At 68.5% G+C, this 26,297-nt stretch carries 24 protein-coding genes; 11 read left to right on the top strand and 13 right to left on the bottom strand.

Going from position 1 to position 26,297, the window contains the following annotated elements:
* Positions 1-56: 56 nt before the first annotated feature.
* On the top strand, positions 57-1,121 hold the full coding sequence (locus tag KY572_RS21270; protein ID WP_224244745.1) for a DUF2804 domain-containing protein: 1,065 nt from the start codon (positions 57-59) through the stop codon (positions 1,119-1,121).
* Between the two features lie 31 nt (positions 1,122-1,152).
* Here the strand turns inward: KY572_RS21270 and KY572_RS21265 are convergent, their stop codons facing one another.
* From KY572_RS21265 to KY572_RS21220, 10 genes are all read right to left on the bottom strand, one after another.
* A complete protein-coding gene (locus KY572_RS21265; protein WP_224244744.1) occupies positions 1,153-2,697 on the bottom strand; it encodes a urate hydroxylase PuuD in 1,545 nt (514 codons plus the stop codon).
* A 154-nt stretch (positions 2,698-2,851) separates the two neighbouring features.
* On the bottom strand, positions 2,852-3,889 hold the full coding sequence (locus KY572_RS21260; RefSeq protein WP_224244743.1) for a trypsin-like serine protease: 1,038 nt from the start codon (positions 3,887-3,889) through the stop codon (positions 2,852-2,854).
* 34 nt (positions 3,890-3,923) lie between these two features.
* Positions 3,924-4,868: a trypsin-like serine protease gene (locus KY572_RS21255; protein WP_224244742.1), complete on the bottom strand. Its 945-nt coding sequence runs from the start codon at positions 4,866-4,868 to the stop codon at positions 3,924-3,926.
* A gap of 114 nt (positions 4,869-4,982) precedes the next feature.
* Positions 4,983-6,344: a DUF6986 family protein gene (locus tag KY572_RS21250; RefSeq protein WP_224244741.1), complete on the bottom strand. Its 1,362-nt coding sequence runs from the start codon at positions 6,342-6,344 to the stop codon at positions 4,983-4,985.
* A gap of 12 nt (positions 6,345-6,356) precedes the next feature.
* The gene (gene uraH, locus KY572_RS21245) at positions 6,357-6,704 is read right to left on the bottom strand and encodes a hydroxyisourate hydrolase (protein ID WP_224244740.1); all 348 of its coding nucleotides are present in this window, start codon (positions 6,702-6,704) and stop codon (positions 6,357-6,359) included.
* Positions 6,701-7,213, bottom strand: coding sequence for a 2-oxo-4-hydroxy-4-carboxy-5-ureidoimidazoline decarboxylase (gene uraD / locus KY572_RS21240; protein WP_224244739.1), 513 nt, complete (start codon positions 7,211-7,213; stop codon positions 6,701-6,703). Before uraD ends, uraH begins: the two co-directional genes overlap by 4 nt.
* Positions 7,210-8,226 (bottom strand): allantoicase, encoded by a 1,017-nt coding sequence (gene alc / locus KY572_RS21235; protein ID WP_224244738.1) that lies wholly within the window; start codon positions 8,224-8,226, stop codon positions 7,210-7,212. Before alc ends, uraD begins: the two co-directional genes overlap by 4 nt.
* A 36-nt stretch (positions 8,227-8,262) precedes the next feature.
* A complete protein-coding gene (gene allB / locus KY572_RS21230; protein WP_224244737.1) occupies positions 8,263-9,615 on the bottom strand; it encodes an allantoinase AllB in 1,353 nt (450 codons plus the stop codon).
* Between the two features lie 178 nt (positions 9,616-9,793).
* Positions 9,794-10,924 (bottom strand): sensor histidine kinase, encoded by a 1,131-nt coding sequence (locus KY572_RS21225; RefSeq protein WP_224244736.1) that lies wholly within the window; start codon positions 10,922-10,924, stop codon positions 9,794-9,796.
* A gap of 74 nt (positions 10,925-10,998) precedes the next feature.
* Positions 10,999-11,868: an alpha/beta fold hydrolase gene (locus tag KY572_RS21220; RefSeq protein ID WP_224245014.1), complete on the bottom strand. Its 870-nt coding sequence runs from the start codon at positions 11,866-11,868 to the stop codon at positions 10,999-11,001.
* Between the two features lie 226 nt (positions 11,869-12,094).
* Here KY572_RS21220 and KY572_RS21215 point away from each other — a divergent pair, with 226 nt between their 5' ends.
* From KY572_RS21215 to KY572_RS21195, 5 genes are all read left to right on the top strand, one after another.
* Complete coding sequence (locus tag KY572_RS21215) at positions 12,095-13,543, top strand: S28 family serine protease (protein ID WP_224244735.1); 1,449 nt, start codon at positions 12,095-12,097, stop codon at positions 13,541-13,543.
* Between the two features lie 221 nt (positions 13,544-13,764).
* Complete coding sequence (locus KY572_RS21210) at positions 13,765-15,393, top strand: methyl-accepting chemotaxis protein (protein WP_224244734.1); 1,629 nt, start codon at positions 13,765-13,767, stop codon at positions 15,391-15,393.
* A gap of 262 nt (positions 15,394-15,655) precedes the next feature.
* Entirely contained in the window at positions 15,656-16,669 is a 1,014-nt protein-coding gene (locus KY572_RS21205) for a cyclase family protein (protein WP_224244733.1), read from the top strand.
* A 54-nt stretch (positions 16,670-16,723) separates the two neighbouring features.
* Entirely contained in the window at positions 16,724-17,062 is a 339-nt protein-coding gene (locus tag KY572_RS21200; protein WP_224244732.1) for a DUF3817 domain-containing protein, read from the top strand.
* Positions 17,059-17,586 (top strand): GNAT family N-acetyltransferase, encoded by a 528-nt coding sequence (locus KY572_RS21195; RefSeq protein ID WP_224244731.1) that lies wholly within the window; start codon positions 17,059-17,061, stop codon positions 17,584-17,586. The genes KY572_RS21200 and KY572_RS21195 overlap by 4 nt, the downstream gene beginning before the upstream one ends.
* Positions 17,587-17,689: 103 nt before the next feature.
* Here the strand turns inward: KY572_RS21195 and KY572_RS21190 are convergent, their stop codons facing one another.
* Positions 17,690-19,090, bottom strand: a complete 1,401-nt coding sequence (locus KY572_RS21190; protein ID WP_224244730.1) for a serine/threonine-protein kinase — start codon at positions 19,088-19,090, stop codon at positions 17,690-17,692.
* A gap of 220 nt (positions 19,091-19,310) precedes the next feature.
* On the opposite strand from KY572_RS21190, the gene KY572_RS21185 reads away from it, so the two are divergent.
* From KY572_RS21185 to KY572_RS21175, 3 genes are all read left to right on the top strand, one after another.
* The gene (locus KY572_RS21185; RefSeq protein WP_224244729.1) at positions 19,311-19,718 is read left to right on the top strand and encodes a type II secretion system protein GspG; all 408 of its coding nucleotides are present in this window, start codon (positions 19,311-19,313) and stop codon (positions 19,716-19,718) included.
* 251 nt (positions 19,719-19,969) lie between these two features.
* The gene (locus KY572_RS21180) at positions 19,970-20,404 is read left to right on the top strand and encodes a YciI family protein (protein WP_224244728.1); all 435 of its coding nucleotides are present in this window, start codon (positions 19,970-19,972) and stop codon (positions 20,402-20,404) included.
* 301 nt (positions 20,405-20,705) lie between these two features.
* Entirely contained in the window at positions 20,706-21,644 is a 939-nt protein-coding gene (locus KY572_RS21175; protein ID WP_224244727.1) for a hypothetical protein, read from the top strand.
* Positions 21,645-21,952: 308 nt separating this feature from the next.
* On the opposite strand, the gene KY572_RS21170 is transcribed toward KY572_RS21175, so the two are convergent.
* Together KY572_RS21170 and KY572_RS21165 are read right to left on the bottom strand one after the other, a co-directional pair.
* On the bottom strand, positions 21,953-22,801 hold the full coding sequence (locus tag KY572_RS21170; RefSeq protein ID WP_224244726.1) for an NAD(P)H-binding protein: 849 nt from the start codon (positions 22,799-22,801) through the stop codon (positions 21,953-21,955).
* Between the two features lie 116 nt (positions 22,802-22,917).
* Positions 22,918-24,132 (bottom strand): serine hydrolase domain-containing protein, encoded by a 1,215-nt coding sequence (locus KY572_RS21165; RefSeq protein ID WP_224244725.1) that lies wholly within the window; start codon positions 24,130-24,132, stop codon positions 22,918-22,920.
* Between the two features lie 314 nt (positions 24,133-24,446).
* On the opposite strand from KY572_RS21165, the gene KY572_RS21160 reads away from it, so the two are divergent.
* Both KY572_RS21160 and KY572_RS21155 read left to right on the top strand, forming a co-directional pair.
* On the top strand, positions 24,447-25,268 hold the full coding sequence (locus KY572_RS21160) for an alpha/beta fold hydrolase (RefSeq protein WP_224244724.1): 822 nt from the start codon (positions 24,447-24,449) through the stop codon (positions 25,266-25,268).
* Positions 25,269-25,431: 163 nt separating this feature from the next.
* Positions 25,432-26,274, top strand: coding sequence for an AraC family transcriptional regulator (locus tag KY572_RS21155; protein WP_224244723.1), 843 nt, complete (start codon positions 25,432-25,434; stop codon positions 26,272-26,274).
* Positions 26,275-26,297 lie beyond the last annotated feature (23 nt).

Below are 26,297 nucleotides of genomic sequence, written 5' to 3'. Positions count from 1 at the left end.
TCCTCCCGGAGCCGGTTTCGTGGCGCGCGCGCGGGCAACTCTCCACAATGAGAGAGATGACACCCGAGCGAGAGATGCCGCTTCCTCCCGTCCCGAACTCCGTGGCCACGAGCCAGGGCGAGCCTCGCTTCGGCAAGTACCAGGGCGAGCTGCCCGAGGTGGACCTGGGGCGGCTCCAGGGCCGGTGGGCGCCCGCGGCGGCGGCTCGGCTGCTCAAGCGCAAGCGCTGGCTCTACACCTTCGCCGCCACGCCCGAGGTGGCCGCCGTCTTCGCGGTCATCGACCTGGGCTACACCTCGAGCGCCTTCGCCGTCGCGGTGGACCTGAAGGATCGCCGGCCGCTGGCCGACGTGAGCTTCCTCGGAGCACCCGGACCGCAGGTGGCGGTGAGCGACCGGCCAGGCGCCGGGCTGGCCGCCTCGTTCAGGACGATTGGAGGCCGGCTCTCCGCGCGGCGGGGCGAGGAGGACGAGCGCTACCAATTGGAGGTGGACGTCAGCCGGGTGCGGACCGGGAGCCTCCAGTCCTTCCAGTGGCGGGGCGAGCTGCTGGTGGCCGGCGGGCCTCCCGCGCTCACGCTGATTGCCCCGGTGGAGCAGGACGGGCTGGTGAACGTGACGCAGAAGCGCAGCGGGCTGCTGGCGCTGGGGAGCCTGGAGGCGGGGGGCAAGCGCTTCCGGATGGATGGAGGCGTGGGCGGGCTGGACTACACGCAGGGCTACCTGGCGCGACACACCGCGTGGCGCTGGGCCTTCGCGGCGGGCCGGCTGGCGGACGGGACGCCCGTGGGCTTCAACTTCGCGGAGGGCTTCAACGAGGGCTCGGGGCAGACCGAGAACGCGCTGTGGGTGGGAGATCGCATCTACCCGCTGGGGAGCGCGCGCTTCGAGTACGACCCGAAGGAGCTGCTGGATCCGTGGCGGGTGAGGACGGACGACGGCGCGGTGGATCTGCGCTTCAAGCCCATCTACGTCCACCGCGAGGAGAAGGACCTGCGCCTGGTGGTGAGCCACTTCGCGCAGCCAGTGGGGCTCTTCGAGGGCACCGTGCGAGTGCAGGGCCGCACGTACACGCTGGCGAACCTGCCGGGCGTGACCGAGGAGCAGGACATGCTCTGGTGAGCCCTACGGCTCGGGTGGACTCCGGAGGGGCTTACGGACTGCCGCCCTCCTTGCCGAAGGAGCGCAGCAGCTTCACCAGCTCGGTGACGAGCTCGGGCCGCTGCTCGAGGTCCGGGTTGGCCGGCATGATCTCCGACTTGCCCACGGCCATGCCGCCCTCGAGGATCGTCTTGGCGATGCCCTCGTCCGTCACGCTCTTCTGCCACTCGACATCGTGGTAGTTGCGCGGCTTCGGGTTGAGCGCCGCGGAGGAGGGGCCGTTGCCGCGTCCCTCGGGGCCGTGGCACGGGGCGCAGCGCTGGGCGAACACCGCGCGAGCCTCCTCCGCCGCGCTGGCGTACACCTTCGTGGGGGCGGCCACCGTGGTGGGGACGTCGGCCGGGCCGGGAGCTTTGATGTCCGCGCCTTGAGCGATCCAGGCGCCGAGCAGCTTCCGCTCCGGGTCGCTCATGGAGGTCATGTTTCCCAGCGGCATGGTCTGGGTCTGCACGGAGCGCACGAAGACGCGCTGGGCGTGGGCCTGCAGGCGCTCGGGCGTGTCGAGCATCACTCCGAGCGGCGGGGCGGTGAAGGACGGGTTGGTGGGCTTCTCGGCGTGACACGTCACGCAGCGCGTCTGGACGATGGCCTGCGCCGTGGCGAACGAGACCTTGGGTCCGGTGGCGAGCGCGGGATCGATCTCCATGGACTTCGGAGCGGTCATCACCGCCACGCCGGCAAGAGCCATCACCGTGCCGCCGAGCACCACCGGGTGCGTGCGCGTGCGGAAGTTCATGATGTACTTCACACCGGCTCCGGCCAGGAACAGGAGGGCGAGCACGGCCCACGGCTCCGGGTGTCCGAAGAGGACGGGGAAGTGGTTGGACACCATGGTGAACAGCACGGGCAGCGTCAGGTAGTGGTTGTGCGTCGAGCGCTGCTTGGCGCGCACGCCATAGGAGGTGTCGACCTGGGTGCCCGCGCGCGTGGCGGCTAGCATGTGCTTCTGGGCCGGGATGATCCGGAAGAAGACGTTGGACGCCATGATGGTGCCGAGCATGGCGCCCACCTGGAGGAAGGAGGCGCGGGCGCTGAAGACCTGGGTGATGCCATAGGCGGCGGCGGTGATGAGGACGAAGCCCACGGCGCCAAAGACGCGGTTGTTGCGGATGAGGGGCGTGCGGCAGAGCACGTCGTAGAGGACGACGCCTCCGGCGATGAGGCCGAAGCTGATGCCCACCGCCTGGAGGTGGGACAGGGGCGAGCTGGCGTCCGTGAGCATCGCCCGGTCGCCCATGTAGTAGACGATGATGAGCAGGAGGAAGCCGCTGATCCACGTGGAGTACGACTCCCACTTGAACCAGTGGAGCTGGGGCGGCAGGGCCTGGAGGCTCTTGCGCTTGACGACCTCATAGAAGCCGCCGCTGTGAGCCATCCACAGCTCGCCGACGACCTCGCCTTCGAGGGGGCGGTCGGGCTTGCGGAGCTGGGAGTCCAGCCACATGAAGAGGAACGAGTCGCCGATCCACATGATGGCGGCGATCACGTGGGCCCAGCGGACGACGAGGTTCAGCCATTCCTGGACGACGGGGCTCATCAGATCTCGGAAGAAGGGGCGGCGGAGCGCGCCAGGGCGCGGTGCTGAGGTGGGACCATAGAGAACCGGCGCCCGGGGGACAACCCGGCCCCCAGGTTGTGTGCCGTGGTCGATGTCCCGGAGGGCTGCTGATGGAGAGGGCAGGAGGGGCGGCCTAATCCGTAGGGTCCGCCTCCACGCCGGCGATCTTCTGGCGGAGCCACCCGAGGTAGGCGTGGGTGCTGGTGTACACGGACAGCACGAGCGGCGGGCCGTGCGTCGATCGAGCGATGCCTACCAGCTCCAGGGCCCCCTTGCGTTCGCGGAAGCAGGGCCCTCCGCTGTCGCCTGCGGCGGCATATGAGCCTCGCTGTCGCACGACACTTGGCTTCTCTCCAAGATAGCTGGGCTCAATCTCGAGCCCTCTGCCGACGTGGAAGGTCGAGCCGTCCGCTTTGATGGAAACGACGGTGTTCTCACCGTAGCGCCGCACGGGAGCGCCCAACGCATTGCCGAGAATTCCGGCTCCATATCCCACAAGGACGATCCTGTCCTTGAGGTGGACGGGCTCGTCGGCCAGCTTGATGGGGCGAGCAGGGCCTCGCAGGGCTTCTTCCAAAACGATGACCGCGAGATCCGCGTGGCTGTATTCCGTGTTCGTCTCCCAGCCAGTGCCCGTATCGATATCCTTGTAGACGATGTGAAGATCCTCGTGTGCTTGGACCTTTCCGCTGTACGGCCCAAGATTCGCGGCAGGCGGGCCAGAGGAGCCAGAGCGCGGCACGTCCTGAGCCGGACTGTCCGAGGGCTCGTATCGGAGCAGCGTGACCTGAGCCGTCTTCGCGCACGTCGACTTGTCGGTGAGCGTTGTGTCACTCGCCTCGGGAGGAACCGGCTGCCGAACCGCACAGACACAGTGTCCGGCGGTCAGCACCACTCGCGGGTGGATGATCACTCCACTGCACGTCTTGACCTGGGTTCCCTTCTTCGGGACGAGAAAGGTCGTGGTCACCAATACGGTGGACAGGTAGCGATTCAGACTATCGATCCAGCCCTCGGACACGACCGGACTCGCGCTGCCGAGCTGCAGCTCCGCGGGGACGTATTCGAGGTCAGGATGCTCGGTAGATGCGCTGATCGCACAGCCTCCGCTGGCGAGGAGCACTGTCAGGAAGGCAGATTCAAGGAGCCTCACTCTCCAGGATTGAAGCATCGGTCCACTCCAGCTCTGATTCCGAGGGTGGCTGCTACTTCGGACGCGTCTGCTGTCTTCCCTCTGCTCGTTGGATCTCGCCGCGCAGCCAGTCCCGGTATGGGTACGTACTCGTGACGGCCTCTCCCTCGCCTAGGTTCCGGCTGGAGACACCGACAAGGACGGCGCCCTCGGACCCTTCTCGCAGGCAGGGTCCTCCGCTATCTCCCTTGTAGTGGTGGCCATCGGGTTGCCGGATGCGCAGCCGCCCGCCTCCTGATGCCAGCACTTCGATGATCGTGTTAGTGCTGGAGCGCCGCTCCCCGTCGTAGGCATTGGCCGTCTCGTCATAGCCGGAACCGACGATGACGATGGACTCGTTGAGCTGGATGTCCTTGTCCGCCAGCGGGATGGGGCGGAACTCCTTCTCGAAGGGCTCATCCAGAACGATGACTGCAAGGTCCGCATCGCTGGACACCACATGGCCTTGCCCATCCAGGACGATTCGGAGCCTTGGATGGGGCCGGACCATTCCGTCATAGGTCGCTCTACGCCAAGCCACCCTCTCATTTGTATCCGCGAAAGGACCATATGCGGTCGTAGCCACGGTTGCGGTCCTCGCACATGCAGAGCCATCGATGATGCTCTGGGAGCCGCTGGGCTCAGAGGGCTCCTTCCGTTGCAGACACACACAGTGTCCTGCGGTCAGGACGAGACGGTGGCCAATGATGGTCCCGCTGCAAAAGTTTCTCTTCTTCTCGTTGAGGTCCACCGTGACCAGAACGACCGACACGTAGCGGTTCGCCACATCCACCCTACCTGCCAACGGAAGAAGATGGGTCTCGATGGGCAGGTCTACAGCGGGTCCCACCAGGTCGAGGACCTCCCAGCCACCGTCCGTTACCTCTTCCAGGGGAACGGGAGCGTCGAGCGCATCCTCGTCCAGGCGCGCGCTTGGAACTGGGACGCTCTCGCGCGAGGAAATGCCCGCGTCGGTCACCTGCGACGAAGCGCGCTCCTTGCATCCGCCGCCAGCCAGGAGCAGGGCCAGCGTGGCGAGGGCGGGCCATGTTCTGGATGCAGGAGAGACGCTCACCTGGCGGTCCCCTGGCCCTTATCGGGCCGCCCCCACCTTGCGCCGGCCCTCGAGGATCTTCAGGAACGAGCGGCTGCGCAGCTCCTCGAGCGAGAGCCCGCTCGCCTGGGCTTCCTCCTCCGTGATGGCCCCGCAGGCGATGCCGCGCAGGAAGGAGTTCAACAGCCCCTGTCCCGTGGCCGCGTCGTCGAACACGTCCCCGAGCAGCGTCGCCTGGGCCGCTTTCTCGACGAAGCCCTTGAGCCGGCGCGAGGCCGCATCCATCCCCTCCAGGAAGAACGCGTACACCGCTGCGTAGCGCACGGGCAGCTGCGCCGGGTGCAGATCCCACCCCTGGTAGTATCCCAGCGCCAGCGAGTGCCGAGTGTGCTCGTACGCCAGCCGCCACGCCCGGTGTACCACCTCGCGGTTTTCCTTCTGCTGCGCCGCCGTCAGCGCCTGCGTGCCCTCCTTCTTATGCGGGCCCACCGGCATGACATTGGTGGCTCCGTCCGAGAGCGCCACCCCCGTACCCGCCAGCGACACCTGCACCAACTGCCGCGCGAAGTCGCACGCCGGGTGCGTCATGCTCTGGTACGCCGCCGTGATGTTGAGCGAGGCCGTGTAGTCATACACGCCCAGGTGCGCCCCCACGCAGCGTCCCTCCGCCGCCGCCACCAGCCCCGGCAGCGCCAGCCGCCCCTGCGCATCGAAGAGGGACTGCGGCGTCTCCACCATCAGCTCCAGCTTCAGCGCTCCGGCCGGCAGTCCACCATCCTGCTCCAGCACCTCCAGCATGCGCACCAGCGCGGAGACCTGCTCGGGCGAGATGACCTTCGGCAGCGTGACGACGAAGTTCTCCGGCAGCTTTCCGCCCGTGCGCCCCAGCAGCGTGGTGACGAACAGCTCCAGCGTGCGCGCGGCCCGCTCGAACAGCTCCTCGGTGAGGGACTTGATGCGGATGCCGATGAACGGCGGCAGCGTGCCCTCCGCCATCCCCCGCGCCACCTGCTCCGCCGTGGACACCGCGTGCCCGTCCTCCTCCGCGTCCGGCCGGTTGCCGTAGCCGTCCTCGAAGTCGATGCGGAAGTCCTCCACCGCCTCGTGCTCGAGCTTGGCCACCACGCGCTCGTACACCCGCTGCGCGAAGTCGCCCTGCCGCGGCAGCTCCAGGCACCCGGCGAGCGTGCTCGCGTCCGGCGCGTACTCGCGGAACGTGGCCAGCGCTACCTGCCCCATCTTCCGCGCCGTCTCCGCCTTGAAGAGCTGGGCGCCGCCGTACACGGTGTGCACCGGCTGGCGGCGCGGAGACTCACCCGGGTAGGCCCGCGCGTACTCCTGGTTGGACTTCGTCAGCGCCGCGCGCGCGGCGGGGATACGGGAGGAGAGCTTCGCCGTCATAAGGAGTGCGGCTCAGCTACCACGGTACGTGGAGTAGCCGAAGGGGCTCAGCAGCAGCGGCACGTGGTAGTGCTCGCCCGAGGAGTGGATCTCGAACACCACCGAGACGTACGGGTAGAAGCCCCGCACCGAGTGCGCTCGGAAGTACTCCGCCGTGTCGAACGTCATCCGGTAGATGCCGGGCTCCAGGTTCGTGCCCGCGGGCAGGAAGTCCCTCACCCGGCCATCCGAGTTGGTGGTGCCGCGGGCCAGCTCGCGCCAGCCGCCGCCCGAGCGCTCCTGCGCCTCCAGGAGGATGGGAACTCCGGCCGCCGGGCGGCCCCACTGCGTATCGAGGACGTGCGTGGACAGGGTGCTCATGGCGATGTGAGGAGCTTCTCCAACCGAAGGCGGGTGATCTGCGCCTGCTCTCCCGCCGCGATGCGCAGCTCCAGCGCCGGCGGGTTGTTCATGCGCTCGCGCAGGTGCTCGAGGAGCTCCTGGGCGCTCTTCCCCGTGGCGCAGATGAGGAAGATGAAGCCGAAGCGCGCCTCGTACTCGCGGTTGCCATCCGCCAGCCCCTGGATGACGTCCTCGCTCGCGCCCTGCACGCCCTTCTGCTCCTGCTCGGACCAGGCCCCGGTGGCCTTGAAGCGCTCGCGCAGCTTGGAGACGTCTCCCACGCGCGGGTGGTGCGAGATGGCCTCCTTCCAGTCCTCCGGCCCCGTCTGGGACCAGAGCCAGCCGGCCTCCGCGAACACCGCGGAGAGGTCCTTGAATGGCCGTGCCCGGGCCATGGCGTCCGCCCAGCGGCTGGAGCCGCAGCAGCGCATGAACTCCGCCTTGGCCTCCTCGTAGGGCAGGCCATTGAGCCAGTCGATCCTCGTCACGCCGGACGCCCGTGCACCCGCAGCCGGCTGATGCCGCCGTCCGGGAATATGTTGAGCCGCACGTGGGTGAAGGGCCCCGGCGCGCGCAGCTCCGACTCGTAGAAGTGCCGGTGGTGCGCCTGCAGCTTCGTGCGCGGGAGGATCTCCTGCCACGCGATGTCCTTCGCGTTGGCGAAGTCCAGGATGTCCTCCTTCAGGAAGCACCCCTCCAGCGAGCACATGTCCGGGAAGTTGCCCTTGAAGTGGTTGGTGTCCACCTCCACCTTGTGCACCGTGCCCGGCACCGCCAGCTTGACGACGATCCAGTCGAAGCCCGGCACGCGCTTGCGCCGCGTCTCCCAGCCCTCGCCCATGGTGGTGGCCCGGCCCGGGAGGATGAGGTTGTCCTTGGGCCCGAAGAACGCGTCATTCGTCGTCACGACGATGCCGCCATTCTCCGCCGCCGCCAGGTCCACCAAATCTCCCGAGCGCAGCTTCGCCGGATCCGGCTTCACCACGCCGTGCACGCGGAAGCGCGCCACGCCGCCGTCCGGGTAGATGTTGAGCCGCACGTGCGTGAACCGCCGCTCGCTGGCCACGGGCAGGTAGTTCTGCGTGCCGCCCACCAGCTTCGTCTTCGGGACGATCTCCGTCCACGCCGCGCTCGTGAGCGACTCGGGCGTGGGAGTGCCCTGCACCTCCAGGCCGTCCACCGAGGCGTACTCGGGGAAGTTGCCCAGGAAGTGGTTGGTGTCCACGTTCACGCCGCGGATGACGCCCGGCAGCCCCAGCTGGAGGATGCACCAGTCGTAGCCGGGCACGCGCTTGCGCCGCGTCTCCCAGCCGTCCATCCACTTGCCGAACTCCGTGTACTTGTCCGGGATGAAGACGCCGCGCCCGGGCTTGAGCAGGTTCTCCTTGGGCGCGAAGAACTCGTCATTGGCGATGAGAGCCAGGCCGCCCACCTTCTCGGCGGCCAGATCGATGAGTTCGGCGAAGGCGACTCGCACCTTGCCTTCCTCGGGGGTCTGCATGCAGGTACTCCTCCTCCCAATACCTTACGCCACCGCTCACGCCGTGCCAGGGCGACGCACCCACTGGCCCGCGGGACGGGACACCACTTCACCACGCGTGTAGGCCGGAGCGCCCCGTACGAAAGTCCGCTCCACCACGCCGTGGAGCGTGCGGCCCGTGTAGGGCGTGAGCGGGTGGCGGTGGAGCACACCCGAGGGCTCCGGCGTGAAGGCCGCATCCGGATCGAAGACGAGCAGATCCGCGTCCGCACCCGGCGTCAGGGTGCCCTTCACCTTCTCCAGGCCGATGAGGCGGGCCGGGTGGTGGCACATCCACCGGACGAGCTGCTCCAGGCCATGGCCGCGCTCGCGCATCCCCGTCCACACCGCCGGCAGGCTGAACTGGAGCGAGGCGATGCCACCCCACGCCGCGGCGAAGTCTCCACGGTCCAGGTGCTTGAGCGCGGGCGTGCACGGCGAGTGGTCCGACACCACCATGTCGATGTCGCCGTGCGCCAGCCCGGCCCACAGCGCCTCGCGGTTCTCCGCCTCGCGGATGGGCGGGGCGCACTTGAGGTGCGTGGCGCCGTCGGGGATGTGCTCCGCGTCGAACGTCAGGTAGTGCGGGCACGTCTCCACGGTGAAGGGCAGGCCCTCGCTCCTGGCGGCGGCGATGTCCTTCAGTGCGTCCGAGGACGAGAGGTGGACGATGTGGACGCGGCAGCCGTGCTTGCGGCACAGCTCCACCATCATCCGGATGGCGTCATCCTCCCAGCGGCGCGGGCGCGACTCCAGGTAGCTGCGGTAGGTGCGCGTGTCGCCCTGGGGCGGGCGCTCGTCCGGGGTGAGCTCCGCGTGGACGATGAGCGGCACGCCGCGCCGGGCGAGGATGGGCATGGCGCGATCCAGATCCTCGCGGGTGACGTGGGGGAACTCGTCCACGCCCGAGTGGATGAGGAAGCACTTGAAGCCCGTCACCCCGGCGTCGATCATCGCCTCCAATTCGCCCGCGTTGCCGGGGATGACGCCGCCCCAGAAGCCATAGTCGATGGCGCAGTGGCCCTCGGCGGAGGCGGCCTTGGTGCGCAGCGCCTGCAGGCTGGTGGTGGCGGGGATGGAGTTGAGCGGCATGTCCACCACGGTGGTGATGCCGCCCGCGGCCGCGGCGCGCGTGGCCGTGTCGAAGCCCTCCCACTCGGTGCGGCCGGGCTCGTTGATGTGCGCGTGGCAGTCCACCACGCCCGGCATCACCACCTTGCTGCCCACGTCGCGCACGGGCAGCCCCACGGGCGCCGAGCGCTGGGGCAGGACGGCGGAGATCTTCCCGTCGCGGATGACGATCGCGGCCTCGCGCACTCCGCTGTCGGTGACGACGCGGCGGCTGGCCAGCACCCAGTGTCCTCCATTCACGGCGTTGCACTCCTTCCCTGGGGTGAGGGACCCAAGAAGCCTGGGGGAGTCAAATCATGCTCCGCCCCCTCTCCGCCAACCCAGGGAGTGGGGTGCTCCCAGGCTCGGCAGGAGAGAAGGGGGCCGGGTCCGTTTCTACCCCAGGCCTGCTCCGTGCTGCTGGCTCGGCTGGCGGCTGTCAGGGACTCGTCACGGTGGCGGGCTGCTGGGCGGCGCGCAGGTGGACCCAGAACGTGCTGCCCTGGCCCGGCTGGCTCTCCACGCCCATGCGGCCGCCCATCTCGGTCACCAGGCGGCGGCAGATGGCCAGCCCGAGCCCGGTGCCCACCCCCGCCGGCTTCGTGGTGAAGAAGGGCTCGAAGATGCGCTCCCGCAGCTCGAGCGGAATGCCCGCGCCGGTGTCGTGGATCTCCACGCGCACGGCGTCGGTGCCTTCCGTGCGCGTCACCACGCGGATCTCCTGGGGGCCCGTGGGGTGCTCGGGGATGGCCTGCGCCGCGTTGATGACCAGGTTGAGGAAGACCTGGGCCAGCCGCGCCTCGCTGCCGTAGGCGAGCGCGCCCTGTCCATAGTCCTTGACCAGACTGGCCCGGTGCAGGGCCTGGTGCCACGCCATGCGCAGCACGGAGTCGAGCACCTGGTTCACGTCCACCGTGCCCAGCCGCTGCTCATCGGGCCGGGCGAAGATCTTGATGTCCCGGACGATGTCCCGGATGTGCAGGGCGCACTCGAAGGCGTTGCGCAGCGCCTGCTGGTCCTCCTGGGAAACCTGCCGCTCGGAAGGAGCGCTCGAGGCGAGGTCCAGGTACATGAGCAGCGAGGTGAGCGGGTTGTTGATCTCATGGGCCACACCCGCGGCGAGCATGCCCAGCGAGGCGAGGCGGTCCGACAGCAGGAGCTGCTCCTGCATGTGGCGACGCTCGGCGCGCCCGGCGGCCTCGCGCAGCTCCCGGGCCAGGGCCGGGCCCAGGCGTCCCAGCTTGTCCTTGAGCAGGAAGTCGTGGACGCCGGCCTTCATGGCCGCCACGGCCGTCTCCTCGCCAATCACTCCCGACACGATGAGGAAGGGCACATCCAGCCCGCGCTGCTTCACCGCGGAGAAGGCCGCCAGCCCATCGAACCCCGGGAGCACATAGTCGGAGATGATGGCATCCCAGGGCCCGGCATCCAGGGCGCGTGAGAGCTGCTCGCGTGAGGTGACGCGGACATGGGAGATGTCATAGCCACACGAGCGCAGCTCATGCAGCAGCAGCAGTTCGTCATCCGCGGAGTCCTCGATGAGGAGCAGGCGTAGAGGCTGACCGGACATGGAGGGCGGCAATATAGCTTTCCTCTCGCGGACGATCGGCCCGGACGCGAGCGCTGTGACTCGGAGTGTACCGTTCAGCCCGAGGCCGACTGCGTCCGCGCGAGCAGCGACCCGAGGATGTCCTCGCCGTGGAGCCACGGCAGCGCGGAGCCGACATGCGGGAGCACCTGGCGCCGTGCCGAGGGAATCCTCCGGGCCAGGGTCTCGCCGTTGTCGGGAGAGTGGACGGTGCTCGTATCGAGGCCGCCGTACCACAGGTCCACGGGGACACGGAGGGACTCCAGCTCGAACGGCCAGCGGGACATGTGCAGGACGGTGTCTCGCGCATAGCCCGCGGAGCCCTGCGAGAAGCCTTCATCCAGGGCCCGCTGGTAGGCGGCGGCGAAGCGCGGCTCGGTGAACACGGCGCGGTCGGCCTCGGAGCTCATGCCGATGACCATGTCCCAGAGCATCCGCGCGCTCATCCCGGCGAAGAACGCCTCGGCGCGGGCCGGTTCGGCGGCGACGAGGTCCACCAGCTTCGCGACCTCCGGATGGAGCAGCCGTCGCGTGACGGGGTGAGCCAGCTCGTCGCCGCCCGCGACGATGGCGACGCCCTTCACCACCCCGCGGGCCGCGCAGGCCAGCGCGAACGGCGCCCCCTGGGAGAAGCCGACCGCCAAGAGCCCCTCGAGCTTCCTGGCCGTCGCGAGGTGCTGGATGTCGGCGGCCCAGTCGAGCAGCCCCCTGCCCGGGGCCGGGGTGGAGACACCGAGCCCGGGCCGATCGACCGAGATGAGACGGACCTTCGCTCTCTCGAGGACGCCAGCGCCCAGACCCAGCCAGCGGCTCATCGCCGCTCCAGTGCAGAACAGCACGGGAGGGCCGGACGTCGGACCCCATTCACCCCACCCCAGAAGCCGCCCGTCGGGCAGCTGCGTCGTCCCGAGTCGCTCGGGCTCCATCACCGGTGTGCTCATGCCGCGCAGCGTCTCATGCGCACGAGGAGCCCGTCAGCGCCAGCGTGCCACCGCAAGCAAGGCCACGGCTGGAGGTGCTCGCCACGAGGCCGAAGTGAGGCTTCCGCCGATTCGGGTTGATTTTTCCCACCTCCAGGTCCGATATGCCCCGGTGAATCCTGCGTTTTCATGACGTGCGGATTTTCCGCTGATGACCTGACCCGGAGACACCATGAACTTGAGAGTGAGCGGGAACTGGCGCGGCACGGTGCTGCTGCTGTGCGCATGGCTTTTGCAAGCCTGTGGCGAAGGCATCCCGGAGGCGGTGGACACCGGCTCGGCCCGGAGCAGGCTGGAGGCCGCGGACTCGGGCGACATCCTGGCGCAGCTCCAGGCCATTCCCGGGATGACGGTGCTGCAGGAGAAGCCCGTGCCGGGCAACCCGTCGCTGCGCTACTTCGTGCTGGACTACGAGCAGCCGGCGGACCACCGCCACCCGCAGCGGGAGCGCTTCCAGCAGCGGATGACGCTGCTGCACCGCGCTTCCAGCGCGCCCGTGGTGCTCGCCAGCACCGGCTATGGGCTCTACACGTACCAGCCGGTCAACACCGAGCCCTCGTACCTGCTCACCGCCAACGTCCTCTACGTGGAGCACCGCTTCTTCAACACGTCGACGCCGGCCTCGAGCAACTGGAAGCTGCTCGACATCTATCAGGCCGCCACGGACCATCACCGCATCGTCCAGGCCTTCAAGCCGCTGTATCCGGCGAGCTGGCTGACCACCGGTGGCAGCAAGGGCGGCATGACGTCCATCTACCACCGCTACTTCTATCCCGACGACGTGGACGCGACGGTGGCCTACGTGGCGCCCAACAGCTACCTCGACGGGGATCCGCGCTACGTGCACTTCCTCAACCACGTGGGCACCGAGGACTGCCGCCAGCGGCTGCGCCAGGTGCAGCGGGGCCTGCTCACGCGGCGCGCGGAGATGCAGCCCTTCATCGACGAGCTGCTCTCGTATGGGGTTACCTTCGACGGGCTGGGGCTGGAGAAGGCCTATGAGTTCGCCGTCCTCGAGGCGCCCTTCACCTTCTGGCAGTACGGCAGCGGGGTGGATGCCTGCGAGTACATCCCCGGGGCGAACGCGCCGGCCGCGGAGCTCTTCCAGTTCCTCACCGACACCAACTCCCTGGACTTCTACGCGGACCAGTCGCTGGCGCCGTACGCGGCCTACTACTACCAGAGCGCCACGCAGCTGGGCGGCCCCCGCTACCCGGAGGCGCACCTGTGGCCGTGGCTGAAGTACCCCGGGCAGGACGTGTCGCGCAGCTTCCCTCCCTACGGCGTGGACAAGGACTTCGACTTCCTCACCATGTACTGGGTGGAGCGCTGGATGAAGAAGAGCGCGCAGCGGATGATGCTCATCTACGGCGAGAACGACCCGTGGTCCACGGGTGCCTTCGAGGTGAGCCCGTCCAACGACTCGGTCCGCTACTTCGTGGCCGGTGGCAACCATGGCGCCTCCATCTATGACCTGCCCGAGGCCCAGAGGAGCCAGGCGCTGCGGAAGCTGTCGGACTGGATGGGCGTGCCCACCCGGCCCTTCCCGTCGGCGGCGGCGCGTGGCGCGGAGGAGCTGCCCGTGGTGAACACCGCCCTCATGCGTCGCCCTCGCCTCTGAGCGACGCGCCTCTCGGGCACTCTCTTCACCAGGAGTGCGTGGACGGCAGTGGCTCGTGGCTGCGAGCCCTGCTGGCCTGGCCGAGGGGGCGGGCAGGACATGGCCTGAAGGGATCCTGTCTGGAGCTTGTCCCGGGGCTTCTCCCCACCTCATGATCGAGCCAGCTCGTCGAGGTGGGGGGACGAGGAACGGGCGAGAGCTTTCTCGCCCAAGAAAGCTCCATGATCTGGTTTCAGAACCTGAGGATCGCCTCCAAGATCCTTGTCGTGTTTCTTGGCCTGCTGGCCTTCACTGCCTTCATCGGCATCTTCTCGCTGGCGCAGATGTCGGATGTGCGCTCGGCCTCCCAGCAGATCTCCACCAACTGGCTGCCGAGCGTGGAGATGCTCGCGGACCTCAAGGAGCGGACGGCGGATTTCCGGCTCAAGCAGCTCGACCACATCCTGGTCACCTCGCCCGAGCGGATGGCCGCCATCGAGGAGATCCAGGCGCAGAACGTGGCGCACATCCGGTCGCTCATGGCGCACTACGAGACGCTGACGGCGTCCGACCAGGAGCGCGTGCTGTACGAGGACTTCAAGCGGATGTGGGAGGCCTATGTCTCCCAGAATCCCAAACTGTTGCAGCTGTCGCGGCAGAACCAGGACGACGCGGCCATCGCGCTGGCGCTGGGCTCGCTCCTCCAGGAGTTCGACGCGTGCACCGCGAAGCTGGCCGCGCTGGTGCTCCTCAACCGCAAGGGCTCGGATGAGGCGGCGGCGCATGCGGACGCGACCTACGCCTCGTCGCGGGTGTGGATCATCGGCGTGCTGCTGGGAACGGGGGGACTGGGCTTCCTGGCGTCCCTGGTGCTGGCGAGGAGCATTGGCCGGCCGCTGGGCGAGGCGGTGGCGGTGGCCCACCGCGTCGCCGAGGGTGACCTCACGATGCGCATCTCGGCGGAGACGCGGGACGAGACGGGCCAGCTGCTGTCGGCCATGCGGGGGATGACGCTCAGGCTCGGGCAGATCATCGGCGAGGTGCGCGAGGGCGCCCGCTCGCTGGCCTCCGCCTCCTCCCAGGTGTCCGCCTCCTCGCAGGGCCTCTCTCGGGGCACCAGCGAGCAGGCCAGCAGCGTGGAGGAGACCACCGCCAACCTCGAGCAGATGCGCGGCTCCATCCAGCAGAACCGGGACCACAGCCGGCAGATGGAGCAGATGGCCGTCCAGGGCGCCCGCGATGCGGAGGAGAGCGGAAAGGCGGTGCAGGAGACGGTGGAGGCGATGAGCGCCATCACCGAGAAGATCTCCATCATCGAGGAGATCGCCTACCAGACGAACCTGCTGGCGCTCAACGCGGCCATCGAGGCGGCCCGCGCGGGCGAGCATGGCAGGGGCTTCGCCGTGGTGGCCACCGAGGTGCGCAAGCTGGCCGAGCGCAGCCGGAGCGCGGCGCAGGAGATCAGCGTCATGGCCACCCAGAGCGCGAAGGTGGCCCTGCGCTCGGGCCAGCTGCTGAAGGAGCTGGTGCCGTCCATCCACAAGACGGCGCGGCTGGTGCAGGAGGTGGTGGCGGCCTCCGGAGAGCAGGCCAGCGGTGTCACCCAGATCAGCCGCGCCATGGCGCACGTGGAGCAGGTGACACAGCGCAATGCCTCGGCCTCCGAGGAGCTCGCCTCGACGGCCGAGGAGATGTCCGCCCAGTCGGAGGCGCTCCACCAGCTGGTGGCCTTCTTCCGGGTGGGTGAACGCATCGAGCCAGGTCCCGGCCCGATGTCGCGTCCACCTCGCGAGGAAGGACTCACTCCCCTGGTGCACGTGCTCGGAGCAATGCCCTCGCACCCACGTGGCGCCGGCTCGAGAAGCCGGTAGCGCGCGCAATACCTGGAAATGCCTGGGTGCGATTGGACCGCCCTGGGGGCACGCTCGACCCTCTCATGCAAGGAATCAAGCCGTGTCTGGGATGCGTGAAAGTGTTGCAATCAAAGACAGGACGGGTGAGAGTCTTCATGTCATGTGAGCGCATGGGCTGACTCGAATTCCTGTCGAGCCACCGGGTGAAAGGTTGCAAGCAATTCTGATGTTGTTATCAGGATTGCCGACGGCCACCGTCACTCCATTCCGGAGGCTCAACATGCACCTGGCGATCTCTCCTTCGAAGAGCCTGTTCATGCAGTGCACCCATGCGTCGCGGAGGCTGCGCTCCTGGAGCGCTCTCGGAGCCGCGCTCCTGCTGGCGCCCACCGCGATGGCCGAGGAGCCCGCGCCTCAAGGACTCACCGGCCATCTCATCCGGGAGGTGAAGCGCGCGAAGGTGATCGAGCTCAGCCACACGTGGGATGAGAACTCTCCGGTGCTGGCCCTCAACCCGCCCTACGCCATGTCGCTGCCGTTCACGCATGCCAACACGCGCGGCACCTTCGGGGATGGCGGGCAGCTCTCGTTCACCTCCGATGGCATGCAGTGGAGCGGGCAGCACGGCGCCCCGAGCATCGATGCCGTGGGCCACATCGGCCACGATGGGCTGCTCTACGGGGGAGTGGACGCGGAGGCGGCCACGAGCGATCCGCGAGGCCTGGGCCGCAGCGGGGTGGGCGCGGAGCTCGCCATCGACCAGTACCCGATGGACCTGCTGGTCAACCGGGGGGTGCTGCTGGACGTGGCCCGCTTCGTCATGGGCAACAGCCAGCCCCTGCCCGCGGGGTTCGAGATCACCTCTCACCACCTGAGGCAGACGGCCGCGTTCCAGCGGGTGCACCTGCAGCCGGGAGACACCGTCTTCATCCGCACCGGCTGGGGCCAGCACTTCAAGGGCGACCCGGAGCTCTACAAGGGCGTGGCTTCACCCGGTCCTGGCCTGGACGCGGCGCAGTACCTGCTGGAGAAGGGGGCGCGCGTGGTGGGGGCAGACACGCTGACCTTCGAGAAGCGCCCGGCCACCGTCTACATCCCGCAGCTGCAGGTGTTCCCGGTGCACCTGCTGCTGGTGCCGGACAATGGCATCTACATCATCGAGAACGTCCAGCTGGAGGACCTGTCCGCGGCCCGGGCCTACGAGTTCGTCGCGGTGGTGCCGCCGCTCAAGGTGCTGGGGGCGACCGGCTCGGCCCTGCGCGCCTTCGCGCTGGTCGATCGGCATGGCAGGTGACGGCTGCGGGGGGGGGCTATGGGGAGCCATGGTTCATCGGGTATCAAGGTCCCCATGTTGAAGACTCCGCTGGAGCGGTTCCGTGCCGTCGCGCTGCTGGAAGGCCTGTCCTTCGTCGTCCTCCTCTTCATCGCCATGCCGCTGAAGTACCTGGCGGACATGCCCCTGGCGGTGAGGCTGGTGGGCATGGCGCACGGCGTGTTGTTCCTCCTGTACCTCCCCGCGCTGTTCGAGGTGGCGGTGGCCCACCGCTGGTCCTTCCTGCGGGGAGTGGTCGCGTTCGCCGCGTCGCTGGTCCCCTTCGGGACCTTCGTGCTCGAGGCGTCGCTGCGTCGTGAGGCTCGGGCGGCGGCTCAGCCGGGCGCCGTCGTGCCACCCGGGAGCACGGGATGACCGAGGACGTGCTCGTGCGGCGTGTCGGCGCCAGCGAGGTCGCCGCCTGCGTGGAGCCCCTCGCCGACGTGCTGATCGACTGCGTCGAGGGAGGCGCGTCCGTGGGCTTCATGCGGCCCCTGCCGCGCGAGAGAGCCGTGGCGTTCTGGAGGAAGGTCGCCGAAGGCGTCGTGCGCGGGGAGCGGGTGCTGCTCGTGGCCGAGGATGGAGCAGGGCGCATCCTCGGCACGGTGCAGTTGATTCTATCGATGCCCGACAACCAGCAGCACCGGGGCGACATCGCCAAGATGCTCGTCCACCGCGAGGCCCGACGGCGCGGCGTCGCGCAGCGCCTGATGGCGGCCATCGAGGACGAGGCGCGCAAGGAAGGCCGCACCGTCCTCGTGCTGGACACGGTGACAGGGAGCTCCGCGGAGCGGCTCTACGAGCGAGCCGGGTGGCAGCGCGTGGGCGTCGTCCCCAAGTACGCCTTGATGCCGGACGGAGAGTTCTGCGCGACGACGTTCTTCTTCAAGCACCTCTGATGATGAGTCCGGTCCGCCCTCCTGCCGGTCACACTTTCCGAACTGGTCTGCTTGTCATACCAGTTCGGTACCGGTCCGCTCACAGAGCCCTCTCGCGGAGCCCTCACGGGTTTCGCGGAGGATCCGAGGTCGGGGGATGCCTGCGGCCGGGAGGGATGAAGGGCACGTAGCAGACGCCCTTGAGCATCTCCCCTCCGAGGGTTAGGCAGGCCTCCGACTCCCAGGAGTACTCCGTCCAGCACGCTCCGTTGAGCGAGACCAGGCCCTTGGGACAACGCCCCTTCGCATCGGCTCGCGTCTGGCCGGGGACAGGCTGAGGCAGAGTGTTCCCGCGCAACCCCTCCTCGGTGGAGGCAGCGGGCGCTCCCTCCAGTGCCGTGGCCATGGACGAGTCCCCCAGCCCCACCGTCCCCGCCTCGGGTGCCCCCGTCGCCGAAGCCTCCTCGTGCGCAACGGAGGATGGCTCCCGAGCCGTGCCTGGAATCGTCCTCCAAGCCCACACCGCCACCGCCAGGCCCGCAGCCGCCAAGGCTCCCCAGCGCCAGGCGTTGCGTGGGAGCTTGCGCCTCCTGGGCGCCTCCGTACGGACGCTGGCGCCGCCTCCCTGAAAAGGCCTGAGCGTCTGCTCCAGCTCCTCCGCGAGCTGAGCCGCCGTCCCGCGCTGCTCGGGCCTCACGGAGAGCAGGCGCAGCGTGAAGGCGCGCAGCGCGGGATCGATGTGCGGGTACTTCAGGAGCGCGGGAGGTAGCAGCACGTCATCCACCTGCCAGGCACCGTGCTCATCCCGGAAGGGCTGGGCGGGCTGCGGGTACTCACCGGTGAGCAGCCGGCAGGCGGTGACGCCCAGGGCATAGAGGTCATCGGCGGGCGTCGGATGGTAGCGAGCGGTGGACGAACCGTAGAACCGCACCTCGAAGAGCCAGGCCTCCGGGGAGCGGTAGATCGGAGTGCCCGGAAACATCATGGCCGGGGTGAGAGGGGCGGCGCCGGGATAGAGGCCCGTGCCGAAGTCCAGGAGCATGGCTCGGCCATCGGAGCGGCGCACCCGGATGTTGTCCCCCTTCAGGTCCCGATGAAGGGCTTGCTGGGCATGGAGGGTCGCCAGGGCCTGCGCCAGCTGGGCCAGCCAGCGCCGCGCCTGCGATGAATCGGGAGGCTGGATGTGAGCCTGCTCATATAAGGAGACGCCATCCACCCATTGCATGACCAGGAAGGGATGGAGCGTCCCGGAGGGAGCGCGCCAGGAGCCCTGGTCCAGCAGGCGAGGAATGCTGGGGTGCTGGCAGCGCGAGAGCAGCTCCACCTCGCGCTCGAAGCGAGGGTCCGCGGGGTGCATGGCGAGCTTCAGCGCCACCGGAGCGGAGCGCGGGTCGTGCACGGAGACGGCCCGGTAGACCGCTCCGTGAACACCGCAGCCAGCCCACGCCTCCACCCGCCACGTCCCCACCACCGAGCCAGTGGGAAGCAGCGTGGGGTTGCGTGCGAAGGAAGACGGAGTGTCCATGGGCCTGCCTTGCCGGCAGCCTACCTCGGGAGTAGGGGCACGTCAGCGCTCCGAGCCCGGTGAGCCTCGGCGCGGTGCTTGCAATTGTGACTCTTCAACCGATGGCCGATGCCGTGGTGGCTCGGTCCTCGGGGAAGGTAGCAACGACACCTCACGGCATGGCCACGCGCCCTGCCAGAAAGTCACGAGAGGCAAGCCGATGGATTCCAAGATGGCGAGGATGACGAGGAAGCAGCAGCGCCGCCGCGGCATGACCCTGATCGAGATCATGGTGGTGATCACCATCCTCGGCCTCATCGCCGCGGCGGTGGGTGTGGCCGTCATCCCGATGCTCAACGAGTCCCGCCGCGACCGTGTCGGGCTCGACATCAAGAACATCCAGAACGGGATGAAGATCTACTACACGCGCAAGGGGCAGTACCCGGATACAGGCGCGGGACTGCGTGCGCTGGTGGCGCTCGGAGTGTTCGAGGCGGTCCCGAAGGATCCGTGGGGCAACGACTACGTGTACATGAACGAAGGTGGCCAGCCTGTCATCCTGTCCTACGGCGCCGACGGCACCTCGGGTGGTGAGGGCAACGACGCGGACATTTCGTCCAAGGACGCCCCCCAGGTCGCCACGCGATAGCCCCCCAGGTCGCACGGGGAGGCACCCTGTGCTCGGACTGGTACCGAACTGGTATGACAAGCAGACCAGTTCGGACAGTCTTCGCCCGACACGGGGGTGGACTGGGGGGGTAACCCACTGAAATCAAAGGACCTCCCCGAAAAGTACCCAGGGAACACAAAAAACGGGTGCGCGTGTCGATCCCGCCTGGGCTCATTCGACGCCATTTTAGAAGCGCGGCGCGAGGCCGAGCTCAAACCCGGGAGAAAACGATGCGAGTCATGGTGATTGTGAAGGCGACGAAGAACTCGGAAGCAGGCGTCATGCCGAGCGCGCAGCTCTTCGAGGACATGGGCAAGTACAACGAGGAGCTGGTCAAGGCCGGCATCATGCTCGCCGGCGAAGGGCTCCAGCCCAGCGTCAAGGGCAAGCGAGTCCAGTTCTCGGGGAGCAAGCGCACCGTCGTCGACGGACCGTTCGCCGAGACCAAGGAGCTCATCGCCGGCTTCTGGCTCTGGCAGGTCAAGTCGATGGAGGAGGCGGTCGAGTGGGCTCGCCGGTGCCCCGCTCCGATGCCGGGCGAGGACTCCGAGCTCGAGATCCGTCCTGTCTTCGAAGCGGACGACTTCGGCCAGGAGTTCACCCCCGAGCTCCGAGAGAAGGAAGAGCGCCTGCGCGCCGAGCTCGAGAAGCGAGCGGGCAAGTAGGCCAGGCACGGGGGGCGAACGAGCATGCGCAAGCTCATTGTGTCTGAGTAACCCCGCACATCCTCGGGAGCGGAAAGCGAATGAAGGCGGCGACGCCCTATCCCAGTGGTGTCGTGAACCTCCACGACGAGCTTGAGCGGAAATCGGCCTGAGCCGCCGTGCGCCCGCGCACCGGTTCGATGCCCGACCTCCATGGGCCGTGCGCGGTGCGTGTCGGATGCTCGACGCGGCCGCGGGCGACCGACCGGCCCGAAACCGGGTACACTGGCACCCGTCGAGGAAAGGAGGCCGCGAGGTGACCATGTCATCCTCTAGAAGCTTCGGGTGGGCCGTCGCCGTCGCGCTCCTGCTGGCCGTCCCGGCGAGCGCCCAGACCTCGGAGGACCGCGCCTACGTCGGCTTCAGCCTGGCGCGCGGCACCGCCATCGGCACGGCGGGCGGCAAGCTCCATGATCGGGCCCTGGTGGACCTTCGGGTGCCGCTGCTCCCGCTCTTCATGGGGAAGTTCATCCTCGTCCCTTCCGTGGGATTCGAGACCCACTGGCTGGGCTTGGAGACGCAAGGGCCCGTGGAGCACCTGCCAGAAACCGAGCTGCGCCGTCGCTTCTACCGCGTCCAGCTCGGGCTCACGCTGATCCGCCCGCTCAACCCTCGGTGGATGCTGATCGCGGGGACGCTCGGAAGCACGCGCACCGACTTCGGAAGGCCCTTCGAGCTCGGCATGGACACGTCCTGGGTGGGCTACGCCATGGCGAGCTACAAGATTGGCGGAGACCCCGGACGGCGGCTGATGTTCGGGCTCGTCGCGCTGTGGCCCTTCGACGTGCTCCCGGTCATCCCCATGGTGGGCTTCACCTACCGCAAGGAGCCCTACATCGTGGAGATCGGCGTGCCCCGCCTCACCCTCCTGCGGCAGTTCGGTGACGGACTGGAGCTGGGACTCGTGGGGGTCTTCGACCAGCAGGTCTTCCATGCCCGGCTTCCGGAGGAGACCTGGGCGCAGGGGGCGTACTACGTGCGGGCGACCTCCCTGCGCTTCGCCCCCACCCTCAACGTCCGGCTGGGGAGCGGAGGCCTCTGGCTGAGTTCCTCGGTGGGGCTCGACTTCCTCAATGACCACGCGCTGCTCGACCGTCACCGCGACCGCCTGGAGCTGGGGCGCATCCCCACGCGCCCCGCTCCCTATGCCCGCATGTCGCTGAGCTGGCGCCCGCCGCGCCGACCGGCGGCGAGCCAATGACCGACACGCTCACCCGGCGTGAGCCTCGAGGGCTTCAGGGCAGCGCCCGCAGGGTCTCGGCGGCGCGCACCGACCATGCCCTCCTCCGGGAGATTTCTCTTGTTGAAGACGAGCAGGCGCGGCTTCTCGTGCAGCCCCAGGTCCTTCAGGATGTGGTCCACGGCCTCGATCTGCTCGGGGGGCCGAGACCTCCACCACGTGGAGGAGCAGGTCCGCCTCGCTGAGCTCCTCGAGCGTGGCGCGGGAGCGGTTGGCGCGCGCCCCTGACGGAGCCACTCCAGGCAAGGAGCGTCTGCCTGCTCCCGGGCCTACCGGAAGTCGCCCGCGTGGTCGCGCGCCCACTCGCGGAAAGCGAGCGCGGGCGCTCCCGTGAGCTCCTCCACCGTGCGGGTGCTTCGTTCGGGTTCCTCCACCATTTGGGCCCAGCCGGAGAGCGCGGCCTCCACGAACGAGGGGCTGCCCCAGGCCTGGAGCAGTTGCCGCCGCGCCTCCTCCGGAGACAGCTCCTCGTAGCGCACCGGTCGGCCGATCGCCTCGCCGATGAGGCGCACCTGCTCGACCTGGGTCAGTGTCTCGGGACCCGTGAGGACATACCGGGCCCCCGCATGCCCGTCCCTGGTCAGGGTGTGGACCGCCGCGGCCGCGATGTCCCGCTCGTGGATCAGCGATCGAGCGGCCGCTCCATAGGGCCAGCGCACGACATCGCCGGCGCGGATCTGCGGCGCCCACATCAGGGTGTTGGTCGCGAAGCCGGTGGGCCGGAGGAAGGTCCACTCCAGCCCGGACCTGGCGATCAAGCGCTCCATGTCCGCGTGGAACAGCCCGGGCTGCGCCTCGAGGTCATCGCGCACGCTGGCCGCCGAGAGGTAGACGATGCGGCGCGCGTGCTTCTGGATGACCTCGAGGACGGCGGGCGCGGCGTCGACCGTGAAGAAGGGCCAGAGCAGGAACACGGCATCGATCCCATTCATGGCCGAGCCCAGGCTGTCCGGCGCGGAGAGATCCCCCCGAACGAGCTCGACGCCGGGCGGCAGGCCGGGGGAGCCAGGGTTTCGGGTCAGCGCGCGGACCGCGGTACCCGTGCGCAACAGTTGGGACACGACATGGCGACCGACATTGCCAGTCGCCCCCGTCACCAGAACGCGTTGTGAGCTCATGAGCCTCTCCCTGCTCCAGCGGGTTGGCTGGAGCTCGCAGATGGCCTGAGACCTACAAGTTCAAGTGCACTTGAGGTCAAGGGAAAGTCACGGCAGCCCTCCGCCAGGGTCCGGCGTCAGGCCTCGATCGCCTCGTAGGCCGAGCGCCAGAAGTCCACGAAGGCCGCGGGAGCCGACGGAGAGTCCATCATGCGCTGGGTCATCAGGATGCCGATCAGACCGGTCTCGGGATCCCAGTAGCAGGAGGTTCCGTAGCCACCATCCCAGCCGAAGCCGCGAGGCTCTCCGGGCTCATGCTGCTTGATGATGGAGAGCGCGTAGCCCCAGCCGCGCTTGTCCCAGAAGCCGGGAGAGAAGGGAGACACGGCCTTCTGCTCCGCGGTGATGTGGTCGGTGGTCATGAGCTCCACCGACTGCTCCGAGAGCAGCCGCCTGTCGCCGTACTCCCCCCTGTTCAGCATCATCCGGGCGAAGGCGAGGAAGTCGTCGGCCGTCGAGACCAGGCCGCCGGACGCGGAGGGGAAGCCTGGAGGCTGGCTGAACTGGCTCCGCGGACCAGCGGCGTCGAAGACCTCGAACGTCCCCGTCGAGGGATCGCGGAAGTAGCAGGTGGGCAGCCGCTCGAGCTTCTCGGCCGGGACGCTGAAGCTGGTGTCCTTCATCCCCAGCGGCTCGAAGATGCGCTCCCGGTAGAAGGCCTCGAGCGGTTGGCCCGAGGCTCGCGCGAGCAGCACGCCCAGCACGGTGAGGCCGGTGTCATACAGCCAGGCCTCGCCCGGCTGGCGCATCAGCGGGAGGGAGCCCAGCTCGCGGATCCAGGCATCGGGACTCGGGGCTTTGGGCAGCCAGGGCCCGACGCCGACCCCCTTCTCGGTCATGGCCTGGACGATGGGGTACTCGCCCGGTGCCATGATGGCGCCCGTGCCCATGCGCAGCGTCAGCAGATCGCTGACGAGGATGGGCCGGTTGGCGGGCACGGTGTCAGCGATCGGGCCGTCGAGCCGCTCGAGGACCCTGCGGTGGGCGAGCTCCGGCAGCAGGCGATCCACCGGCTCGTCGAGGCGGAGCTTGCCTTCCTCGACCAGCATCATCGCCGCGGCCCCCGAGACCAGCTTGGTCAGCGAGGCGATCCGGAAGAGGGTGTCACGCCGCATGGGAGCAGTGCCGCCGAAGGTCATCAGGCCCACGGCGGCCGCGTGCACCTCGTCGCCTCGGCTGAGCAGCGTCACGACGCCGGGCAGCTCGCCGCGCTCGACATGGGCGGACATGGCCGCATGCATGCGGTCGAGCCGCGTCTTGGAGAACCCCGCGGACGGGCCCGTCTTGCGCACGTCCGCCTGGCTGCAGCCCCAAGCCAGCGTTGCCCCGACCGTCGCGGAGCCCAGAAGCACACTGCGGCGACTGAGCCTCTCGTCATTCCCTCGGTCCTGCATCGTCCGCCCCTTTGGATGAACCGATTGTGAGTTGCAACCAGTTTTAGAGTAGGAGCGCTGATGCGGGAATGCAACCGGTTTTTCCTGGAGCAGCGGAGGGGGTAGGAGCAAGCCCGGGTGTGCAGTGGATGACCGAGGGACTGTGTCTCGGCTGAGTGCAGCGTGCTTCGTGCGCAAGATGGGGCGAGCCATTTCCCCAAGGGAGTCTCGCCATGACGACGATCACGACGAAGGACGGCACGCGCATCTTTTACAAGGACTGGGGCTCGGGTCAGCCCGTGGTGTTCAGCCATGGCTGGCCGCTCACCGCGGACGCCTGGGAGGACCAGATGCTCTTCCTGGCCTCCCATGGCTTCCGAGCCATCGCCCACGACCGGCGCGCCCACGGCCGCTCCAGCCAGCCCTGGGGCGGGCACGAGATGGACACCTACGCGGATGACCTCTCCGAGCTGATCGAGACGCTGAAGCTCGAGAAGGTCATCCTCGTGGGGCACTCGACCGGCGGCGGCGAGGTGACGCGCTATATCGGTCGCCACGGCACGCGCCGTGTCGCCAAGGCGGTGCTGGTCGGCGCGGTACCGCCCATCATGCTCAAGACCGCCGCCAACCCCGGCGGACTGCCGCGCCAGGTCTTCGACGACATTCGCAAGGGCGTTGCCGCTGATCGCTCGCAGTTCTACAAGGACCTGACCACGCCCTTCTTCGGCGCGAACCGCCCGGGCGCGAAGGTCTCTCAGGGCATGCGCGACAGCTTCTGGCTGCAGGGCATGATGGGCGGCCTCAAGGGCCAGCTCGACTGCATCAAGGCCTTCTCCGAGACGGACTTCACCGAGGACCTGAAGAAGTTCGACGTGCCGACGCTGATCCTCCACGGGGACGACGACCAGATCGTACCCATCGACGCTTCGGCCCGCCTCTCGGCCAGGCTCGTGAAGGGCTCGACGCTGAAGATCTACCCCGGCGGCGATCATGGCCTCGCCGCCACCCACAAGGAGCAGCTCAGCGGCGATCTGCTGGCGTTCGCCAGGGGTTGAGCCGCTCCCATCAGGCTGCCCCGGAGGCGCTCGTGCTTCACCGCTCCACTTCCGCAAGATCGGTCAGGTCACCCGGAGGGCGGGTCGGTACGGTGTCGAGCGTCAAGGGGGCACTTCGTTGACTGCAGCGGACGCGGACGCATACCTCGCCAGATTCCGAAGGGTGCTCGAGTTCATCGACGCGCACCTGGAGGACGAAGACCTGTGCGTGGAACGGCTCAGCCGCGTGGCGGCCTTCTCGAAGTTCCACTTCCACCGGCAGTTCTCCGCGCTCTTCGGGATGGGCGTCCATGAGTACGTCCAGCTGCAGCGCCTGAAGCGCGCCTCGTTCCTGCTCGCCTTCCGCGACCAGCACTCCATCATCGATGTCGCGCTGGCGAGCGGCTACGAGGGACCCGAGGCATTCGCGCGTGCCTTCAAGCGGCGCGTGGGGCAGACGCCTTCGGAGTTCAGGAAGCAGCCGCGGTGGGAACCTTGGCACGCGACGTACCAACCCTTGAGTGAGCTGAGGATCCACCACATGAAACCCACCCTTCAGCCGGCGCAGGTCCAGATCGTTCTCTTCCCGGAGACGAAGGTCGCCGCCCTCGAGCATCGGGGCGACCCACGACGCATCGGCGACTCCGTGCGGAGGTTCATCACCTGGCGCAAGCAGGTCGGGCTGTCACCGAGGTTCAGCGCCACCTTCAACATCGTCCACGACAACCCCGAGGAGATCGCTCCGGAGGACCACCGCTTCGACATCTGCGCCGCCACGGACCTCGAGGTGAAGGAGAACCCGTTCGGCGTCGTGGGGAAGAGCATCCCGGGGGGCCGGTGCGCGGTGCTGCGGCACATCGGCTCGGACGACACGCTCGGGGCGAGCGTCCGGTACCTCTACGCGGAGTGGCTGCCGCGCAGCGGCGAGGAGGTCCGGGACTGCCCGCTGTTCTTCCAGCGCGTCCGCTTCTTCCCGGACGTACCGGAGCACGAGGCCATCACGGACGTGTTCCTGCCGCTGCGGTGACCCCCAGTCGGCCAGTCGCTCCG

The organism is Hyalangium gracile, from assembly GCF_020103725.1.
Taxonomy (GTDB): domain Bacteria; phylum Myxococcota; class Myxococcia; order Myxococcales; family Myxococcaceae; genus Hyalangium; species Hyalangium gracile.
The sequence above is the reverse complement of the archived record's forward strand: the minus strand, read 5'-3'. Positions and strand labels throughout refer to the sequence as shown.

What these genes read in the sequence shown, in the direction of transcription:
- KY572_RS21270 (WP_224244745.1), top strand. Translation starts at nt 57, where the DNA reads ATGACACCCGAGCGAGAGATGCCGCTTCCTCCCGTCCCGAACTCCGTG.
- KY572_RS21265 (WP_224244744.1), bottom strand. Translation starts at nt 2,697, where the DNA reads ATGAGCCCCGTCGTCCAGGAATGGCTGAACCTCGTCGTCCGCTGGGCC.
- KY572_RS21260 (WP_224244743.1), bottom strand. Translation starts at nt 3,889, where the DNA reads ATGCTTCAATCCTGGAGAGTGAGGCTCCTTGAATCTGCCTTCCTGACA.
- KY572_RS21250 (WP_224244741.1), bottom strand. Translation starts at nt 6,344, where the DNA reads ATGACGGCGAAGCTCTCCTCCCGTATCCCCGCCGCGCGCGCGGCGCTG.
- uraH (WP_224244740.1), bottom strand. Translation starts at nt 6,704, where the DNA reads ATGAGCACCCTGTCCACGCACGTCCTCGATACGCAGTGGGGCCGCCCG.
- alc (WP_224244738.1), bottom strand. Translation starts at nt 8,226, where the DNA reads ATGCAGACCCCCGAGGAAGGCAAGGTGCGAGTCGCCTTCGCCGAACTC.
- KY572_RS21225 (WP_224244736.1), bottom strand. Translation starts at nt 10,924, where the DNA reads ATGTCCGGTCAGCCTCTACGCCTGCTCCTCATCGAGGACTCCGCGGAT.
- KY572_RS21220 (WP_224245014.1), bottom strand. Translation starts at nt 11,868, where the DNA reads ATGGAGCCCGAGCGACTCGGGACGACGCAGCTGCCCGACGGGCGGCTT.
- KY572_RS21215 (WP_224244735.1), top strand. Translation starts at nt 12,095, where the DNA reads ATGAACTTGAGAGTGAGCGGGAACTGGCGCGGCACGGTGCTGCTGCTG.
- KY572_RS21210 (WP_224244734.1), top strand. Translation starts at nt 13,765, where the DNA reads ATGATCTGGTTTCAGAACCTGAGGATCGCCTCCAAGATCCTTGTCGTG.
- KY572_RS21205 (WP_224244733.1), top strand. Translation starts at nt 15,656, where the DNA reads ATGCACCTGGCGATCTCTCCTTCGAAGAGCCTGTTCATGCAGTGCACC.
- KY572_RS21200 (WP_224244732.1), top strand. Translation starts at nt 16,724, where the DNA reads ATGTTGAAGACTCCGCTGGAGCGGTTCCGTGCCGTCGCGCTGCTGGAA.
- KY572_RS21195 (WP_224244731.1), top strand. Translation starts at nt 17,059, where the DNA reads ATGACCGAGGACGTGCTCGTGCGGCGTGTCGGCGCCAGCGAGGTCGCC.
- KY572_RS21190 (WP_224244730.1), bottom strand. Translation starts at nt 19,090, where the DNA reads ATGGACACTCCGTCTTCCTTCGCACGCAACCCCACGCTGCTTCCCACT.
- KY572_RS21185 (WP_224244729.1), top strand. Translation starts at nt 19,311, where the DNA reads ATGACGAGGAAGCAGCAGCGCCGCCGCGGCATGACCCTGATCGAGATC.
- KY572_RS21180 (WP_224244728.1), top strand. Translation starts at nt 19,970, where the DNA reads ATGCGAGTCATGGTGATTGTGAAGGCGACGAAGAACTCGGAAGCAGGC.
- KY572_RS21175 (WP_224244727.1), top strand. Translation starts at nt 20,706, where the DNA reads ATGTCATCCTCTAGAAGCTTCGGGTGGGCCGTCGCCGTCGCGCTCCTG.
- KY572_RS21170 (WP_224244726.1), bottom strand. Translation starts at nt 22,801, where the DNA reads ATGAGCTCACAACGCGTTCTGGTGACGGGGGCGACTGGCAATGTCGGT.
- KY572_RS21160 (WP_224244724.1), top strand. Translation starts at nt 24,447, where the DNA reads ATGACGACGATCACGACGAAGGACGGCACGCGCATCTTTTACAAGGAC.